The following is a 17169-nucleotide window of genomic DNA, read 5'->3' as shown; positions in this document are numbered from 1 at the left end:
AAATTCAGCATGACGATAGCCGGAGATAAATCTTCGTGTTCTTTGTGCCTTTGTGGTTAAAAAAACTCATCTTTGCGCAAAATGCAGGTTGTTCTATCGCTGTTTCGGGTAAAATCGGAAGAGAGGAAAGTCCGGGCAACGCAGGGCATCTCGCTTTCTAACGGAAAGGGGTTCAGGAATGAAAACCTGAATTACGGATTAGTGCAACAGAAAATATACCGCCCCGATTTATCGGAGTAAGGGTGAAAACGTGCGGTAAGAGCGCACGAGCATTACAGGCGACTGTAGTGGTTTGTAAACCCCGGGAGTTGAAAGACCAAATAGGCTAACGTACGTAGGGCTGCCCGTCCGATGTTAGTGGGTAGGTCGTTAGAGATAAACGGCAACGTTTATAGTGGATAAATGATAGAAATCCTGAGCAATCAGGAAACAGAACCCGGCTTATAGACCTGCATTTTTTTATTCACTTAATAAAATATTTTTTGTTTCGTCGAGTTTGGCCACTTCTGCTTCTCCCAAAACAGGAAACTTCAGGTCCAGGCTTTTTAATTTATCTTCAATAATTTCACTTATTGCCAACCGGGCAAACCATTTTTTATCGGCAGGTATGATATGCCAAGGCGATTCTACTGTGCTTGTTTCGTTAATTGCGTCCTGATAGGCCTCCATATACTTATCCCATAAAGCCCTTTCTTTAATATCACCAGATGAAAATTTCCAATTTTTAGTAGGATCATCAATCCGCTCTAAAAAGCGTTGTTTCTGTTCATCTCTGCTCACGTTTAAAAAGAATTTCAGAATTACTGTTCCATTGGCCGTTAAATGCTCTTCAAAATTTTTAATACTCTTATAACGCTGTTGCCAAAAGCTTTTATTTATCTTTTTTACATCATTAAAACCCGGAATATTTTCGCTTAAAACATATTCAGGATGTACCTTACAAACCAAAACGTTCTCATAATGCGAACGGTTATGAATACCAATCCTGCCTCGTTCTGGCAAAGCCTTATAATGCCTCCACAAAAAATCATGTTCATATTCTTCTGATGTTGGCACTTTAAAAGTATAAACCTGGCACCCCTGTGGATTTAGTCCACTCATTACATGCTCAATTGCGCTGTCTTTCCCTGCGGCATCCATCGCCTGAAAAATAATCAGAACAGAATGTTTTCCAGATGCATATAATTTCTCCTGTAAGTGATCAAGTTCTATTTTCGAATTCACTAATGCATCTTTAGCTTTTTCTTTATTATAACCGCCAGTATAATCTGTTTTATGGTTTTTTAAAGAAAATTTCTTATCTCCTTGTACAATTAATCCTTTAAATTCGTTTTTCATAATCATGTATTGTTTTTAGATAAATCGATGCATCAATAATTTAAATATAGAACTAAAAAATAAGTAAATTAAATACGTTAATTTGCATATAGAGTTTTTTATATTTAACGCCACAGCTTTTACCTAAAGATCATCTTATCCAATATGTTTAAAGAGATAAAGAACAAGTACTTACGTTATTCTACAATAGTTTTATTTTTTATAATAATTTTCTTTTCTGCCCTTCAATTAAACTTTTTGTGGCTATTTGGCTACTCACCAAGTGTTCGAGATATTAAAGCACCTACCCTTCGTGTAGGTTCGGAACTTTACACTGCCGATGGAAAACTGATTGGCAGATATTTTAAAGAAAACAGAACGCCTGTAAATTATAATGAAATTGCGCCGAGTGTAGTGCAGGCTTTGGTTGCTACCGAAGATGTGCGTTTCTACAAACATTGGGGGATTGATGTACAAGCGGTTGGCCGTGCAGTTGTTGGCTTAGGAAAAGATGGCGGGGCCAGTACCATTACCCAGCAATTGGCAAAAAACCTTTACCGTACGCGGTATAATAAATCGCAGGGATTATTAATCAAAATACCTTTGGTAAGAACCTTAATTGTAAAACTAAAGGAATGGATGACTGCTGTAAAGTTAGAATCTAACTATTCTAAAAATGATATTATCACCATGTACCTGAATACTGTTTCTTTCGGTAACAATACTTATGGGATAAAAACAGCCAGCCGGATTTATTTTGATAAGGAAGCAAAAGATTTAGCTACTACAGATGCAGCCATGCTTGTAGGGATGTTAAAGGGTACAACATTATATAATCCAACAAAAAACCCGGCAAAAGCTTTAGAAAGAAGAAATGTGGTGCTTGCGCAAATGAACAAGTACAAGTACCTGAGCAAAGATAGTTTAACCGAATTATCCAAAGAGCCGATTAAACTAAAAGAAGGTAAAATGCAGGATGGCAGCGATGGCGACTCTTATTTAAGGGCTGCTGTGGCAAAATACTTGGAAAAATGGTGTACTGATAATGGTTACGACCTTTATGAAGATGGATTAAAAATTTACACTACAATCGACTCTAAACTTCAAAAATATGCTGAGGAAGCAGTTGCCGATCAGATGAGGATTTTGCAGCGCAGGTTTTATAATGTGTGGGGGAACGAAGATCCCTGGTACGATTCGGAAAAACAAAAGGTTAATTATCCCGACAGGGCGATGAAAAACTTGCCGATTTACGCACTTTTACAAAAGAAATTCCCTAACAGTCCAGATTCTGTTACAGCTTATTTTAATAAAAAGAAAAGGATGCAGATCTTCACTTACAAAGGCGATCGTGATACTTCATTCTCCACTTTAGATTCTATCCGTTATTATGGTAAAATCATGAATACAGGAATGATGACCATGGAACCCGCAAGCGGTAAGATTAAAGTTTGGGTTGGTGGCATAGACCATAAATTTTTCAAATACGATCACGTTAATCAATCTAAACGCCAGGCAGGTTCTACTTTTAAACCTTTTGCTTATTTAACGGCATTAGAACAAGGCATGAGTCCTTGTGATAAATTTACAGATAAACCTGTTAAAATTGCTTATCAGGACAAAGGTGAAACGAAATATTGGGAGCCAAAAAATGCCGATTACAGTGTTTCGTACCGCGAAATGAGTTTAAGGTGGGCAATGGCGAAATCAGTAAACACCATTACCGCTCAGGTAACCGAAAAAGTGGGCTGGGATAATGTTGTAAAATATGCACACGAGTGCGGAATCGATAGCCATCTAGAATCTGTTCCATCTGTAAGTTTGGGTTCAAACGATGTTACAGTTTACGAAATGGTAAAAGCTTATGCTACCTTCATGAATAAAGGCATCAAAACTGATCCCATTTTAGTTGAGAAAATTACTGATCAGGATAATAATGTAATTGAGGAGTTTAAAGCTAAAACAAAAAGGGTTTTAACAGAAGAAATTGCCTGGTTAATGACTTATATGTTCCGTGGTGGTATGGAAGAACCAGAAGGTACATCGCAAGCGCTATGGGAATGGCCAGATCTATTTAGGAAAAACAATCAAATTGGCGGTAAAACAGGTACTTCTTCTGATTATGTAGACGCCTGGTATATGGGTTTAACCAAAGATCTGGTAACTGGTGTTTGGGTGGGTTGTGATGAAAGAACTGCACACTTTAAAAATGGCGAACAAGGAGAAGGCTCAAGAACGGCACTACCCATTTTCGCTAAGTTTATGGAGAAAGTATACCTCGATCCAAGCTCTGGTTATACTTATGGTCCATTTCCAAAAGCAACAGTTGATATTACCAGAACCTACAACTGCCCCAGCCCACGGATTATTAGAGATACCACATCAACCGATAGCTTAGCGGTAGATTCAACAGATTTTACCGTTCCTGAAACACCAGAAACGGTTGTTCCTGTAACCGTTGAACCTGAAGTAAAAAAAGAGGAAAAGAAAGTTGAAGCTGTTCAAACTCCTCCAGCAGCTACTGTTCCTTTAACCAGAAAGGAAGAAAGAGAACTGAGAAGAAAACAACGTCAGGAAGAAAAAGAAAAGAAAAAGAACGAGAATGAGAACAATCAGCCTTAGTTTTTATCGCAATAAATAACCAGATACATTAACTATCTGCGTTTTTGAGTAGAAAAATTCTAAAAAGTGTTAAAATTTTAATACTGTTTTAAACAATTGCTATTTTTATTTCCCAAATCTCTTACAATTTCATTTTCGCAAATTATTGAACTTCATTATTAAAACCACACATATGAAAATAGGCTCTACTTTATTAAAGCGATATTCTTCTTTATTGCTCCTGCTTATTCTTTCTTTTTCTGTTAAGGCCCAATATTTCGGACAAAACAAGGTAAGGTATAAAAAACTCGACTTTAAAGTTTTGCAGACACCTCATTTCGAGATTTATTACTATATCAAAAACGAGAAACTTTTAAAACGGTTTTCACAAGATGCCGAAACCTGGTACAAAATGCATCAGGAAGTTTTTAGAGATACTTTTTTAAAGAAAAATCCTATTATTCTATATAATAACCATCCTGATTTCCAGCAAACAACAGCACTTAACGGCGAAATTGGAATTGGTACCGGTGGAGTTACAGAAGCACTAAAAAACAGGGTGATTATGCCTGTTATGGAGCTAAATAGCCAAACAAGACACGTTTTAGGTCACGAGCTTGTTCATGCTTTTCAATACCACCTTTTGCTCGAAAAAGATTCGATTAGCTTAGAAAATGTTGGGCAAACACCACTATGGATGGTTGAAGGTATGGCTGAATACTTGTCAATCGGAAAAAAGGATGCATTTACTTCCATGTGGATGCGCGATGCCATGTTGAACCGTGATATCCCTTCGTTGAAAGATTTAACCAACTCTAATAAATATTTCCCTTACCGTTATGGCCAGGCATTCTGGACTTACATAGGTTCTCAGTACGGCGATACCACCATCGTTCCGTTGTTTAAGAATACTGCAAAATATGGTTATGAAAACGCCATCAGGTATACTTTTGGCTATGATGACAAAACATTGTCGGGTTTATGGAAAAATTCTATCGATGCACATTATAAGCCGATGTTAAAAGCAGATAGTTCGCAGATCAAAATTACGGGTACAAAAATCATCGACAATAAAAATGCAGGCAATATGAACGTTGCCCCTGCCCTTAGCCCAGATGGAAAATATTTAGCTTTCATGTCTGAAAAAGACCTTTTTGGTATTGATTTATTTCTTGCAGATGCCAAAACCGGAAGAATTATCAGGAAATTAAGCAGTCAGATTTCTAACGGTCATATTGATGATTTCAACTTTATAGAGTCAGCTGGAGCATGGTCGCCGGATAGTAAACAGTTTGCCTTCAGTATTTTCAGCCATGGTAAAAACCAGATGATGATTATCAATGTTTCAAACGGAACTACGGTTTCTCAAACAGCGATGGATCAGGTGCAGCAATTCGGCAATTTAACATGGTCGCCAAATGGAAAAGATGTGGCTTTTTCGGGCATGGTTGAAGGACAGAGCGATATCTTCTCTTACAATTTAGACACTAAAACAATTACTCAAATTACTAACGATGTATATTCTGATTATGCACCTAGTTACTCTCCCGATGGTAAAAAATTGGTATTTTCATCAGATAGAGCGGCAATTCAGGCGAATGTAGTTAATGCAGTACTGCCTATAAATCTAGCTGTTTATGATATCGCTTCTAAAACTGTGAGCAATTTAAATGTTTTCCCAGGAGCAAATAACCTAAATGCACAGTTCTCTTCAAACAGTCAAAATATCTATTTCCTTTCTAACAGAGATGGATTTAGGAATTTATATAAATACAATTTCGCAGATAATACAGTAGATCAGTTAACTGATTATTTTACAGGAATTAGCGGGATTACCGAATTTTCGCCTGCAATTTCAGTTTCTACAACTGATGATATTGTGTATAGCTATTATCGCTACCAACGTTATACTTTGTACAATGCTAAGTTAAGCAGTTTCAAAGCGAAACGAATTGGTAATCAGGAAGAAAATTTTGATGCTGCTATCCTTCCCCCAATGGAAAACATTGGTGTAAACATCATCAATTCTAATTTAAATAATTTTGACCGTTTCGAAAAAACCGTAGCCGATTCGATGAGAACTGTGCCTTACAAACCGAAATTCAGGTTAGATTATTTAGCCAATAGTGGTGTTGGTGTTTCTACCAGCCGTTTCGGAACCGGTGTTTCAGGTGGTATTGTGGGTATGTTTAGCGATATATTAGGCACCAACCAGATTATAGCAAATTTATCGATAAACGGAGAAATTTACGATTTTGGTGGCTTGGTAGGTTATATCAATCAGAAAAGTAGAATCAATTGGGGTGCTGCCGTTTCGCATATCCCTTATGTGTCAGGATTTAGGTCTTATGGATACGAAAATATTCCTACAGGTGATAACCAAACGGTTAATGCCTTAGCAGATAGAACAGATATTATTAGAACTTTCGAAGATCAAATCCAGGTTTTTGGAGCTTATCCATTTAGTAAAATACATAGATTTGAATTGGGCGGTGCATTTTCGCATTATAGTTATCGGATTGACAGATATAGCAATTATTACAATTCGGCAGGTTACTACATTGGCCAAGACAAAAGCAGGATTTCTAATGATGTTGCTTCTCAGGACTACGGCATTCCGTTTAATTCTTTTACACTTTATCAGTTAAATGCTGGCTTCGTTGGTGATAATTCTATTTTTGGCTTAACTGGTCCACTGGATGGTTTTAGATATCGGGTAAGTGGCGAAAAATATTTTGGCACATATAACTTTGCCGGTGTAACTGCAGATCTCCGTAAATATTGGAGAGCTAAGCCAGTAACATTTGCCGTAAGAAGTTATAACACCCTAAGGATTGGTAAAGATGCAGACAGGCTTTATCCAATGTATTTAGGATATCCTTATTTAATCAGAGGATATGAGTCGAATTCGATTTACAAAAGCACCTCTGCTCAATCGTCAGAATCTTTCGATATTAACCAGTTAACAGGAAGTAAAATAGCCGTTTTTAACTTCGAAGTACGCTTACCTTTTACAGGGCCTAAAAAGTTAGCTGCAATATCTTCTAAATTTTTATTCTCTGATCTGAATTTATTCTTTGATGCAGGATTGGCCTGGACAAATGATACCAAGGTAAAGTTTAAAAGTGAGCCGACCTATACGACAGAGCCTGTTTTAGATAACAATGGTTTACCAGTTAAAGATGAAAAAAATAATCCCGTTACTTATCAAGCCACAACAGAACGTGTACCAGCCATGAGTGTTGGTATATCTGTACGGGTAAACGTTTTTGGCTATTTTGTATTAGAACCTTACTATGCTATTCCCTTTCAAAGGAAAGATGTTAAAACTGGAGTATTCGGTTTAACATTTGCACCAGGATGGTAAAAAGAAATTAATTGCGAAATTAAAATATGAAAAAAATATTTTTAATGGTTTTATTGTCTTGCCGCTTGTTGGGTTTTGCTCAAACAATAACAGAACCAGCTAATAATCCAAAAGAATGGTCTCAAGCTACAGAGCCATTTAGAATTGCAGGTAATCTGTATTATGTTGGCACATATGATTTAGCTTCTTATTTAATTGTAACTGAAAAAGGAAATATATTAATAAATACAGGTTTAGCTAATTCGCTTTCAATAATAAAAGAAAATATAAAAGCTTTGGGATTTGATTATAAATCAATCAAAATTTTGCTCTTAACCCAGGCCCATTTTGATCATTTGGGTGCAATGGCTGAGATTAAAAAAGAAACTGGTGCAAAACTGTATGTAGATGAGAAAGATGCGGATGCCCTTGAAACCGGCGGAAAATCGGATTATGAGCTTGGGAAATATGGCATAAGTTTCAAACCTGTAAAACCTGATTTCTTATTGAAGAATAACGATAAAATTAAATTAGGCAGCACTACTTTAACGATGCTTCATCATCCTGGGCATACTAAAGGATCGTGTAGTTTTATATTTGATACGAAAGATAAAAATTCTAGCTACAAAATTTTGATTGCCAATATGCCATCCATAATTGTTGATAGAAAATTCTCAGAAATAGCATCGTATAAAGATATCCAAAAAGATTATACTGAAACTTTTAAAGCAATGAAAAAGCTTAACTTTGATCTTTGGGTTGCCTCTCACGCAAGTCAATTTGATCTCCATGATAAACGTAAATCAGGAGCGCCTTACAATCCAAAAGTTTTTATGGATAAAAGTAATTTTTTCAAAAATCTTCAAGATCTGGAAGATGATTTCCTCAAAAAAATAAAAAATTAGCCTTTTCCTAACTTGTTAAAAGCGATTAAAATATAAATAATCGCTTTTTTTATGGAGATAGTTTATTTCTTTTAGTTTAATGAACATAACAATTAAGATAAACTCGTAAATGATAGTTTAACCTGGTTGCTTATATTCCGATGTAAAAGAATATTTTCGAAATCGAGCCCTATAGTTAAATCAATCCAATCTGGATTACATGATCTTACCAAGCGTTCTTTTTGCATGCGTGTAAACCGACTAATTGATTTAAAACGCAACAAAGCTTGTGCTTCTGTTTTAAACTCTTCAAAATAAACCAGGCGGGTTAATTGTTGCCCATTATCAAAAAATAAGTTTGGCATCTGTTTGTAGAAATCCAGTGTTTTCATTAAATCAGAGCTCATGCCCACGTGCATACTTGTACGATTTCTGTCGGTAACGATATAAACAAACTTTTTCATGATCTTATGTTTAAAACTTAAAACTAAACTATTTAGTATACCCTCTTGCAATTCAAAATAATATTACTAACTTTATGAGCATAAAATTACTAACTATTTTAGTAATTCCAAATTTATTTTAAAATTTATTTTTATGTCAAATATTTCAAATAATTTAAAGTACCTCAGGAAGAAAAAAGGCCATACACAGCAAAATTTCGCTGATATCATGGAAATCAAGAGATCGCTCATTGGGGCTTACGAGGAAGACCGGGCAGAACCTAAATATGATTTACTAAAAAAAATAGCCGAATACTTTGATCTTACCATTGATGAATTCATCAATGAAAAAATATCTGACAGCTGGAAACCGAAGCCAAAAAGCCAGGGATCTAACCTTAGGGTACTGAGTATTTCTGTTGATCAGAAGGATCGCGAGAACATCGAATTGGTTCCTGTTAAAGCAAGCGCTGGTTATTTGAACGGTTTTTCCGATCCTCAATATATTAGCGACCTACCGAAATTTCAACTTCCTTTAGCAGCATTAAGACAAGGTACCTTTAGGGCTTTTGAAATTATGGGCGATAGTATGTTACCTGTTCAACCAGGCAGTGTTATCATTGGTGAATACCTGGATAACTGGAATGAAGTAAAAACTGGTGAAACGTATATCGTAATTAGTAAAAATGAAGGTGTAGTATATAAAAGAGCGGGTAACCGTTTCAGAGAAAATAAAGATTTAAAGCTGATATCAGATAACAAGGTATACGATGCCTATACAATTGCTGCCGACGACATCCTCGAAATCTGGAAAGCCAAGGCATATATATCTACCTCACTACCAGAACCTGCTCCAGATCCAACGATGGAAACCCTGACACAGATGATGGCACAAATGCAGAAATCAATCTCTCAGTTAAATAAAAATTAACACTTTTTAACAAGTGCTGATTAAACTGTTTGCCTTTTTATGCATCTATTGTTTTAACAAACACATAAAAAAACATAACATGAAAAAGGCAATTTTAACAATAGCAATTGCAGTAATGGGATTAACCGCTGCATTTGCCCAAGACACTACAAAGAGAGTAAGGCGGACAATGCCTAAAATGACTGCCGAGCAAAGAGCAGAAAAGGTAACCGCCAGATTAGAGAAACAGCTAAGCTTAACCGCTGATCAAAAAACCAAAATTTACGCCATTGAATTGGAAAACGCAAAGAAAATGGAGGCCTGGAGATCTGCTGATCAAGGCGATATGAAAGGCAAAATGAAAGAACGTAAAGCCGCTATTGATGAGCAAAAAGCTAAAATAGATGGCATTTTAACTGCTGAACAAAAAACCAAAATGGATGCTTTCCGTGCCGAAGCTAAAGAAAAGGGTGAGAAAATGAGGAAAGGAATGGGTGGAAGAGGTAAAAAAGACAAAGCACCTGTAGTCTCTAATCCTCCTGCACAAGGATAAATAGCTCAAGTATTAATTAATTATATTTTTGAAAGCGTTCCGATTATTCGGGGCGCTTTTTTTACTTTTGACCAATGAGCAAAATTGAACAGTTTCTTAACGGCAAACTTCAGGAACGAAAAAATAACCTTTCGATCAGAAATTTATCGATTAACATCCCTCCTTTCGATTTTTGTTCTAATGATTATTTAGGTTTTGCCAAGTCCGGTGAATTAAAAAAACTGATTGACGATACCATAGCCACACTACCCCATTACCTGAACGGAGCTGGTGGTTCACGACTGTTAAGCGGAAATACTGCATTTACTGAAGAAACCGAACAGCTTATTGCCGAATTCCACTTGGCTGAAAGTGGATTGATCTTTAACTCCGGTTATGATGCCAATGTAGGGTTATTATCAAGCATCCCACAACGCGGCGACACCATTATTACTGACGAATTGATTCACGCCAGCATTATAGATGGCTGCAGGTTAAGCCATGCTATGCGTTATAAATTTCTTCATAACGATATAAACGAGCTTGAAACCAAACTGAAACTGGCAAAAGGAAACATATTTGTAGTGGTAGAAAGCGTTTATTCTATGGATGGAGATATTGCACCATTAATAGAAATATCTAACCTTTGCGAACGCTACCAGGCCAACCTGATTGTAGATGAAGCTCATGCTACCGGAGTTTTTGGCGCAAACGGCCGCGGATTGATTAACCAACTTAACCTGACCAGCAAGGTATTTGCACGTATTGTAACTTTTGGAAAAGCCTTAGGTGTACACGGAGCAATTATTTTAGGAAGTAAAAACTTACGCCATTACCTTATCAATTTTGCAAGATCGTTCATTTACACCACAGCTGCCCCCATTCATAATATAGTTGCAATTAGATCGGCATACCAACACTTAAACAAAATTGATCATCAGCTGATTCATCAAAAAATTGAATTATTTAGAAAATTGTTAAAAGAGCAAAATATTAATGCACTTGATAGCGAAAGTGCTATTCAGGGTATTTTGTTTTCATCAAATGAAGCGACTAAACTAGCTGCTACAGCACTGCAAAGCAAAGGTTTCGATGTACGGGCAATATTAAGCCCAACAGTAGCTTTGGGCAAAGAAAGGCTCAGAATCTGTCTTCACAACTTTAATACCGACGAGGAAATTATTTCGTTGGTTAATCATCTTAAAGAATTAAATTAAATGGCTAAATATTTTATCACAGGCATTGGAACGGGTATCGGAAAAACATTAATCAGTGCCATTTTAACCGAAAAACTAAAAGCCGATTATTGGAAACCAATCCAATCGGGAGATTTAGATACCAGCGATAGCATAACCATAGATAGTTTAATAAGCAATACGCAAACCGTTATCCACCAGGAAAGCTATAGGTTAACACAACCTCTCTCACCGCATTTATCAGCGAGACTAGATGATATTGAGATTGATCTGAACAAAATCAATATGCCTTTAACGAATAATGATTTAATTATTGAAGGGGCTGGCGGTTTAATGGTACCCTTAAACGAAAATGAGCTGATTATCGACCTGATCAAAAAGTTGAATGCTGAAGTGATTTTGGTTTCGCAAAATTATTTAGGCAGTATTAACCACACACTTTTATCAGTCAATCTACTTAAACAATATGAAATCCCTGTTAAAGGCATCGTTTTTAATGGTGAGGAGAATACAGAAACCGAAAGATACATCCTCCAATATACCAAAATAAAAAAACTAGGCAGTATACCGAGCTTTAGTCATATTGATAAAGAAAAAGTGAAAGCAGCTGGGCAAAGCCTTTTTATTTAATAAAGTCCATAAACCAGTTATAGTCTGTTTTTTTGGAAAGTTGCAGTACTGCTTTTAAAGTTTAGCCCTGTTTTTTGCTTGCCCCGATTTTATATTGGGACTGCGTCAACCAGGTTTAGAGATGTAAAGTCGGTGCAACTATTAATAGTTTAATAGCATAATGCAGGATTTATTTATTTCTTGAGTATATACCTCCAATAGTAGCATTGGCCGTGCCACCTAAACCCGATCCAAGCGGGATGCTCCCGATTTTTCATCGGAGCAGAAGCGAGAGCGGGATTGCTGTTAACTAATGCCTCCATCTATGCTTTCCAAACACATGGCCATCCAACAAGGCCGCAAACAATTATCGCTATAAAAATTATCGCTCAGTTAAGTAACCAGACTTCTTAAGAAAATCGGCCCAAACCTGGTATCCGGCTGGAATAAGATGTAAACCATCTTTGGTAAGCTCAGCCCTCAAATGTTTGTCCTGATCGGTAAAATTTGGATATAGATCGATAACTGTTACATTTTTAGCCGCAAATTTTCTGATTTCATCATTTAACCAAAGAATATGTTCGTCTTTGCCATAATGGTTTTTAAATTTTTCGAAAGCACTGTTCACTGGCAATAGTGTATTGAAATAGATATGCGTTTTCTTAGAACCTTTTCTGATTCTGGTAATCATTGTTTTATAATTCCTTAAGATCACACTATCTGGAATATTCCGGGAGATATCATTTATGCCAATCAGGATAAAAACCTTTGTTGGTTTACCATCAATTACATCTTGTAAACGTTCTAAAACACCAAAAGTAATATCGCCCGAAATCCCCCTGTTTTTTGCCTGTGGCAGATCTAAAAGTTTAGCCCAATCCGTTCCAGCGGTAATGCTGTTACCCAAAAAGACGAAATCTGTTTTAGATTTTGGATCGGCTTTAAATTTAGCCACCAGCTCAACATATTTCCCCGGACGGTAAGTGCTGTCCCATTTTACTACCTGAGCCGTAGCTGCTGTAAAACTCAGGGTAAATACAACAACGGTTACCAATAACTTGTAAAAAAGTGCTTTCATATTATATTTTTATAAAGACTAAAATACTACTTTGCCTGAACTAAAATATCCGGGTAATCAGAAATAATACCATCCACATTTAAGGCTTTTAATTTCTGAATATCAGCTAAGGTATTGGCAGTCCAGGGGATAATTTTTACACCATCAGCATGTGCTTTTTTAACCAGTTCTTCGTTTACCATTTGCCAAACCGGACTTAAAATAAAAGGCTTATAACCTAAGTCGGCAATATTTTCTTCATATGTTTTTTTATTGGCAACCAAAAAAGAGGTTTTCATTTTTGGATATTTTTCGTGAATAATCTGGATCGTTCTTTTATCAAAAGATTGGATCACTACAAAATCAGCGATTTTTTTCTTCAAAATCACATCCATTAAAAATTTAACAAACTCTTCGGGTTTAGGGTTGGTAATGCCATCACCGCTTTCACTACATTTAGTTTCGATATTGTAGAAAAACTGCTTGCGATTATTTGCCTTAATATCGTGCTGAACAGCATCGATGAGTTCTGAAAGTAAGGGAAGGTATGTTTTTTCTTTCTTCTGTTGAGGAAACAATCCGTAATACTTCGTACCTAGATCAAACTGTTTAATTTCAGCGTAATTCATTCCAAAAATCGGATATTTCTTGGCATCTGTTACAGGAATGTCTTTCCCTTCCGGCGTAAGCATAAATGCCGGGCTCAGATAATCGTCGTGTGTTACCACAACTTTACCATCTTTAGAGATATGGGTATCCATTTCCAAAGTGGTAATTCCTTCTATTTTCATAGCATTTAACATTGCCAAAATGGTATTTTCAGGCATAAGCCCTCTTCCGCCACGATGCGCCTCTGCGCTAAATGCCGGAAATTTAACTTCCTGACTAAATGATTTAACTGCAAATGCAGATAACAAAATAAAAATTGCTGTTGTATTAAGTTTCATATTTAGAAGGGATTAAGCGTAATAGTGGCGTCGGATGTTACCATCCAACAGCACAATTATAGTGTTATCAGGTGTTATCATCTAACGTAGTTAATTAAATCTATATTAATTTTACTGATTTATAATAGCGTTGGATGTTGCCTCTTTATGCTATACCATTAATTGTCAGATGGTAACATCTGACATCACGTTAGGCATCCACTTCCGCCTCAAATTTTTCTCCGAAGCGGTCTGTAGCCACTACCTTAACTTTTTTAACTGATGGTTCGAAATGCGCCAAGAACAAGTGATCAGTTGATCTTGGCTCTACAAATGGGCGTGGATTTGGCAGCTTATCGCCCTTATACAACTTTAATGCCAGTGGATCATAACCATCTTGTTGTGCCAGTAAGCCCATTGCTTTCCCATCCAAAAAATATTCTACTTTCCATTCAGGATCATAATTCCAAACGTTGGCAATTAACCTTTTCTGATTGGTTAAGGTATCTACATAAATATCAAGCTGCTCTTTTCTATCCCTTCCGGTAGATTTGTAGTACCATTTCAAATTGGTCCCATCTACTTCGTAAACGCCGTAGCCACGTGGTGTACCATCCTCACAGATGGGGCCTGTCCACCAGCCACCACAAACGGTACCATGGTTATGTTCGTAAATGCCGTTCTTGATTACATTTTTATTAAAATGCGTATGTCCTGACATGATATGAACGTTTTTAAAATCTTTTAACACGGCATAAAAATCATCTTTATTTTTAACGGCATTATGTACCGGAATATGCAGGCAGATAATCAGTAATGCATCTTTAGGCACCAGCTGCAGATCTTTGGCCAGCCATTCTAACTGCGTTGGGGTGATGTATCCGTCGTAAGTTCTTTCTACGCCCAAATAACGTACATCATCTAAAACCACATAATGCGCTTTACCTCTGTTAAAAGAGTAATAAGTTGGACCATAATGTGCTTGAAAAGTCCGGTCAGAAGTATCATCACCTCCTTGCCTGTAATCCTGATCATGATTTCCTAATGCCTGGAAAAATGGAATCCCGATTTGAGCAATAGCCTCATCATATGCAGGAAAAAGATCAAAATTATCCCAAACTAAATCTCCAACACCGATTCCATGAACAGGTGTTTTCCCCATTGTTTTTACTACTTCTCTTGTGTCAGGAACTGAAGTTTCCATCATTTGCTGAACATCCTTTTTATTCTTCACCTGAGGATCTGCCCAAATGATAAAGTTATGTTTGTTATCGTTTTGTTTTAGTGGCTTAAGATCGAAGTTTAATTTACCAGCAGTATCTGGTTTATAATAATGGCGTGCAATGCTGCTTTCTGTTTTAAACTCGTAACCCGAAGGCGTGCTTATCCAAACAAAACGGGCAAGCTCATGAAGTTTAATTTCATAGTTACCGTTTTTATCAGTTTGCACCACACTGTAACCATCAGAAATAACCACACCGGCAACAGATTTACCTTTGCTGGTTACCGTTCCGCTTACCAATCCATCAATGGCGAATAACGATGATGGAAACGATTTTAAACTAACAAATAAGGTTGTGGTTAATAAAGTTGATTTTTGTATAAATGATCTTCTATTCATTATGAATGATTTTTTACTTACAGCAGAAGAATATAAAATAATTTCTTCCGCAGATGACAAAGATTTTTATAGATATTTTTAACTTTTTATAATTTATTATCTTATTTCAGTTGCGTTAGCAGGCTCAATATCTGTAAGTGCTGAGGTTTTAGTTAAAAGAATTGGAGTTTGCGTTCTTGCTTTTACCCATTTATTTAATTTTGTATCATAAGCACCGCCTAAAAGGTAGAAATAGCCTAAATCTGCAGTTAAATAGGTTAACGATTGTGTATTTGTACCTGCTCTGTAAAAAGGTTGAGGAACTAAATTTTGGGGATTAATGACATCGTAAATATCAGTATTACCAATTCTGTAACCTCCACCATAATTAGGGGCGCCGCCAGATTGATATAAAAGCCCACCAGTACTAACCCACAATACATCGATAGGTACAGTAGCTCCGGTAACCTCAATACCTCTAAATACTGCCATCCCGAATGCATTACCACTATTTGCCATTAAACCGGTGGTGGCATTACCAGTAACTGTACTAGCTGAGTTAAAACGATCGCTCACCTTATTATAATCTAATGCCCTAATCCATTTTGATGAGGCAATTGATGTAGAATTAGCGCCGTTAATTAATTTATTTATACCACCAACATAAAAAAATTCGCCTTTGCTTACAGTGCCAGAAGTTAGATTTATTTTGTAAGTACGCTGCTGGCCAGTTGCCCAACCTTGTGCTGGTACACCCGTTGGTACAGATGCTCCAGCATTATTAGAAACTATTAAAGAAAAAGGCGTGTTGGCAAAATTAATATCTTTAGTAGCCCTGAGCTGAACGTATTCATTGTTGCCATCACCACCATTTACATCACTTATAAAGCCTGAAATTACACATTCAGGAGCATCAATGTTAGTGCTTAAAGCGCCAATATCATTAGCATTAGTTATACGTAGTTGTGGAAGTATTTTATCATTAACGATTTTATTGATTATTATCCCTTTATAATTACCAGAATATGGTGGCTTTACAGATGCAAATGACGCTTTTGGATCGGTATAGAATCCGAAATCATTTGTACCATCATTTAAAACTTTATCACCTGCTAAGGTTTCTGTAGCAGATAATGTTGGATTGAATGTGCATTTATAAATAGTTAGCAAAGTACATTCGTACCTATCTGGATAAGTAGCTATTAGATTGCCATATCCTCTCGAAATATATAAAGTTTTACCTGAAGCAATTTTAGTAACATCAGCAGCAGTTTTGCCCATAATTTGTAACGTACCATCAACACGTTTCAACACTCCACCTTCAATTTTAACGTGAACAGAATCGCCAGGAACATATTTTGCGGCATCGACACCAATGTTTATGGCAATACCTCTTAATGAATCTAGCCCACCAACAATTCTAGTATTTTGAATGATGAGCAAACCCGGCGGCAAATTATTGGTAGAATGATTAGAAATTACCTGCCCTTTAACCATACTGGCTCCACGCATATTTTCGGTTGTAAGCGTTACTTCGGTATTTTTATAAATTTTGCGTAAATCAACATTTGGGATAAACATACTCGGTGTTGATAATACGTAATCGGTATCTCTTTTACAACTTATTATAACTGCAATACACCCTAGTGCAAACAGCATATTTCTTATTATTTTATTCATAGCTTCTTAACTCAATTTTAAATAATTATGGTTTCTGCCACCACATTAAGGTATTTATGTCATCAGCA

At 36.4% G+C, this 17169-nt stretch carries 13 protein-coding genes and 1 other RNA gene; 8 read left to right on the top strand and 6 right to left on the bottom strand.

Annotated features, from left to right (window positions below):
• Nucleotides 1-80 precede the first annotated feature (80 nt).
• An RNA gene (gene rnpB, locus ASU31_RS15180) (RNase P RNA component class A) lies at nucleotides 81-460 on the top strand.
• Here rnpB and ASU31_RS14615 read toward each other — a convergent pair.
• Nucleotides 460-1338, bottom strand: a complete 879-nt coding sequence (locus ASU31_RS14615) for a polyphosphate kinase 2 family protein (protein WP_057933136.1) — start codon at nucleotides 1336-1338, stop codon at nucleotides 460-462. The genes rnpB and ASU31_RS14615 overlap by 1 nt on opposite strands.
• A gap of 144 nt (nucleotides 1339-1482) precedes the next feature.
• Here ASU31_RS14615 and ASU31_RS14610 point away from each other — a divergent pair, with 144 nt between their 5' ends.
• The 3 genes from ASU31_RS14610 to blaB3PEDO all read left to right on the top strand — a co-directional run bounded on the left by ASU31_RS14610 (nucleotide 1483) and on the right by blaB3PEDO (nucleotide 8169).
• Nucleotides 1483-3939, top strand: a complete 2457-nt coding sequence (locus ASU31_RS14610) for a transglycosylase domain-containing protein (RefSeq protein ID WP_057933037.1) — start codon at nucleotides 1483-1485, stop codon at nucleotides 3937-3939.
• Between the two features lie 172 nt (nucleotides 3940-4111).
• Nucleotides 4112-7285 carry a peptidase MA family metallohydrolase gene (locus ASU31_RS14605; protein WP_057933036.1) on the top strand — a complete coding sequence of 1058 codons (3174 nt, stop codon included), beginning with the start codon at nucleotides 4112-4114 and terminating at the stop codon, nucleotides 7283-7285.
• Nucleotides 7286-7311: 26 nt separating this feature from the next.
• Nucleotides 7312-8169, top strand: coding sequence for a PEDO-2 family subclass B3 metallo-beta-lactamase (gene blaB3PEDO / locus ASU31_RS14600; protein ID WP_057933035.1), 858 nt, complete (start codon nucleotides 7312-7314; stop codon nucleotides 8167-8169).
• Between the two features lie 92 nt (nucleotides 8170-8261).
• Here blaB3PEDO and ASU31_RS14595 read toward each other — a convergent pair whose 3' ends face one another.
• Nucleotides 8262-8612 carry a GIY-YIG nuclease family protein gene (locus tag ASU31_RS14595; protein WP_029275228.1) on the bottom strand — a complete coding sequence of 117 codons (351 nt, stop codon included), beginning with the start codon at nucleotides 8610-8612 and terminating at the stop codon, nucleotides 8262-8264.
• Between the two features lie 133 nt (nucleotides 8613-8745).
• Between ASU31_RS14595 and ASU31_RS14590 the strand changes: the two genes are divergently transcribed.
• The 4 genes from ASU31_RS14590 (at nucleotide 8746) to bioD (ending at nucleotide 11859) form a co-directional block, all read left to right on the top strand.
• Nucleotides 8746-9522 (top strand): XRE family transcriptional regulator, encoded by a 777-nt coding sequence (locus ASU31_RS14590; protein ID WP_057933034.1) that lies wholly within the window; start codon nucleotides 8746-8748, stop codon nucleotides 9520-9522.
• A gap of 79 nt (nucleotides 9523-9601) precedes the next feature.
• On the top strand, nucleotides 9602-10054 hold the full coding sequence (locus ASU31_RS14585) for an efflux RND transporter permease subunit (protein WP_057933033.1): 453 nt from the start codon (nucleotides 9602-9604) through the stop codon (nucleotides 10052-10054).
• 74 nt (nucleotides 10055-10128) lie between these two features.
• On the top strand, nucleotides 10129-11250 hold the full coding sequence (locus tag ASU31_RS14580) for an aminotransferase class I/II-fold pyridoxal phosphate-dependent enzyme (protein WP_057933032.1): 1122 nt from the start codon (nucleotides 10129-10131) through the stop codon (nucleotides 11248-11250).
• The gene (gene bioD / locus ASU31_RS14575; RefSeq protein WP_057933031.1) at nucleotides 11251-11859 is read left to right on the top strand and encodes a dethiobiotin synthase; all 609 of its coding nucleotides are present in this window, start codon (nucleotides 11251-11253) and stop codon (nucleotides 11857-11859) included.
• Between the two features lie 361 nt (nucleotides 11860-12220).
• On the opposite strand, the gene ASU31_RS14570 is transcribed toward bioD, so the two are convergent.
• The 4 genes from ASU31_RS14570 to ASU31_RS14555 all read right to left on the bottom strand — a co-directional run bounded on the left by ASU31_RS14570 (nucleotide 12221) and on the right by ASU31_RS14555 (nucleotide 17101).
• Nucleotides 12221-12916, bottom strand: coding sequence for a GDSL-type esterase/lipase family protein (locus ASU31_RS14570; protein WP_057933030.1), 696 nt, complete (start codon nucleotides 12914-12916; stop codon nucleotides 12221-12223).
• 26 nt (nucleotides 12917-12942) lie between these two features.
• Nucleotides 12943-13842 (bottom strand): glycerophosphodiester phosphodiesterase family protein, encoded by a 900-nt coding sequence (locus ASU31_RS14565; protein WP_057933029.1) that lies wholly within the window; start codon nucleotides 13840-13842, stop codon nucleotides 12943-12945.
• 190 nt (nucleotides 13843-14032) lie between these two features.
• Nucleotides 14033-15442 carry a calcineurin-like phosphoesterase C-terminal domain-containing protein gene (locus ASU31_RS14560; protein WP_057933028.1) on the bottom strand — a complete coding sequence of 470 codons (1410 nt, stop codon included), beginning with the start codon at nucleotides 15440-15442 and terminating at the stop codon, nucleotides 14033-14035.
• 96 nt (nucleotides 15443-15538) lie between these two features.
• Nucleotides 15539-17101, bottom strand: coding sequence for a DUF5689 domain-containing protein (locus ASU31_RS14555; RefSeq protein WP_245224541.1), 1563 nt, complete (start codon nucleotides 17099-17101; stop codon nucleotides 15539-15541).
• Between the last annotated feature and the right edge of the window lie 68 nt (nucleotides 17102-17169).

This window comes from Pedobacter ginsenosidimutans (genome assembly GCF_001442625.1).
GTDB lineage: Bacteria > Bacteroidota > Bacteroidia > Sphingobacteriales > Sphingobacteriaceae > Pedobacter > Pedobacter ginsenosidimutans.
Note: the sequence above shows the minus strand (reverse complement) of the source record. Positions and strands in the feature narration are given on the sequence as shown.

Bases quoted from the DNA above. Each gene is read 5' to 3' on its own strand.
- ASU31_RS14595 (WP_029275228.1), bottom strand. From the start codon at position 8,612: ATGAAAAAGTTTGTTTATATCGTTACCGACAGAAATCGTACAAGTATG.
- bioD (WP_057933031.1), top strand. From the start codon at position 11,251: ATGGCTAAATATTTTATCACAGGCATTGGAACGGGTATCGGAAAAACA.
- ASU31_RS14565 (WP_057933029.1), bottom strand. From the start codon at position 13,842: ATGAAACTTAATACAACAGCAATTTTTATTTTGTTATCTGCATTTGCA.
- ASU31_RS14570 (WP_057933030.1), bottom strand. From the start codon at position 12,916: ATGAAAGCACTTTTTTACAAGTTATTGGTAACCGTTGTTGTATTTACC.
- ASU31_RS14560 (WP_057933028.1), bottom strand. From the start codon at position 15,442: ATGAATAGAAGATCATTTATACAAAAATCAACTTTATTAACCACAACC.
- ASU31_RS14605 (WP_057933036.1), top strand. From the start codon at position 4,112: ATGAAAATAGGCTCTACTTTATTAAAGCGATATTCTTCTTTATTGCTC.
- ASU31_RS14590 (WP_057933034.1), top strand. From the start codon at position 8,746: ATGTCAAATATTTCAAATAATTTAAAGTACCTCAGGAAGAAAAAAGGC.
- blaB3PEDO (WP_057933035.1), top strand. From the start codon at position 7,312: ATGAAAAAAATATTTTTAATGGTTTTATTGTCTTGCCGCTTGTTGGGT.
- ASU31_RS14615 (WP_057933136.1), bottom strand. From the start codon at position 1,338: ATGAAAAACGAATTTAAAGGATTAATTGTACAAGGAGATAAGAAATTT.
- ASU31_RS14610 (WP_057933037.1), top strand. From the start codon at position 1,483: ATGTTTAAAGAGATAAAGAACAAGTACTTACGTTATTCTACAATAGTT.
- ASU31_RS14580 (WP_057933032.1), top strand. From the start codon at position 10,129: ATGAGCAAAATTGAACAGTTTCTTAACGGCAAACTTCAGGAACGAAAA.
- ASU31_RS14555 (WP_245224541.1), bottom strand. From the start codon at position 17,101: ATGAATAAAATAATAAGAAATATGCTGTTTGCACTAGGGTGTATTGCA.
- ASU31_RS14585 (WP_057933033.1), top strand. From the start codon at position 9,602: ATGAAAAAGGCAATTTTAACAATAGCAATTGCAGTAATGGGATTAACC.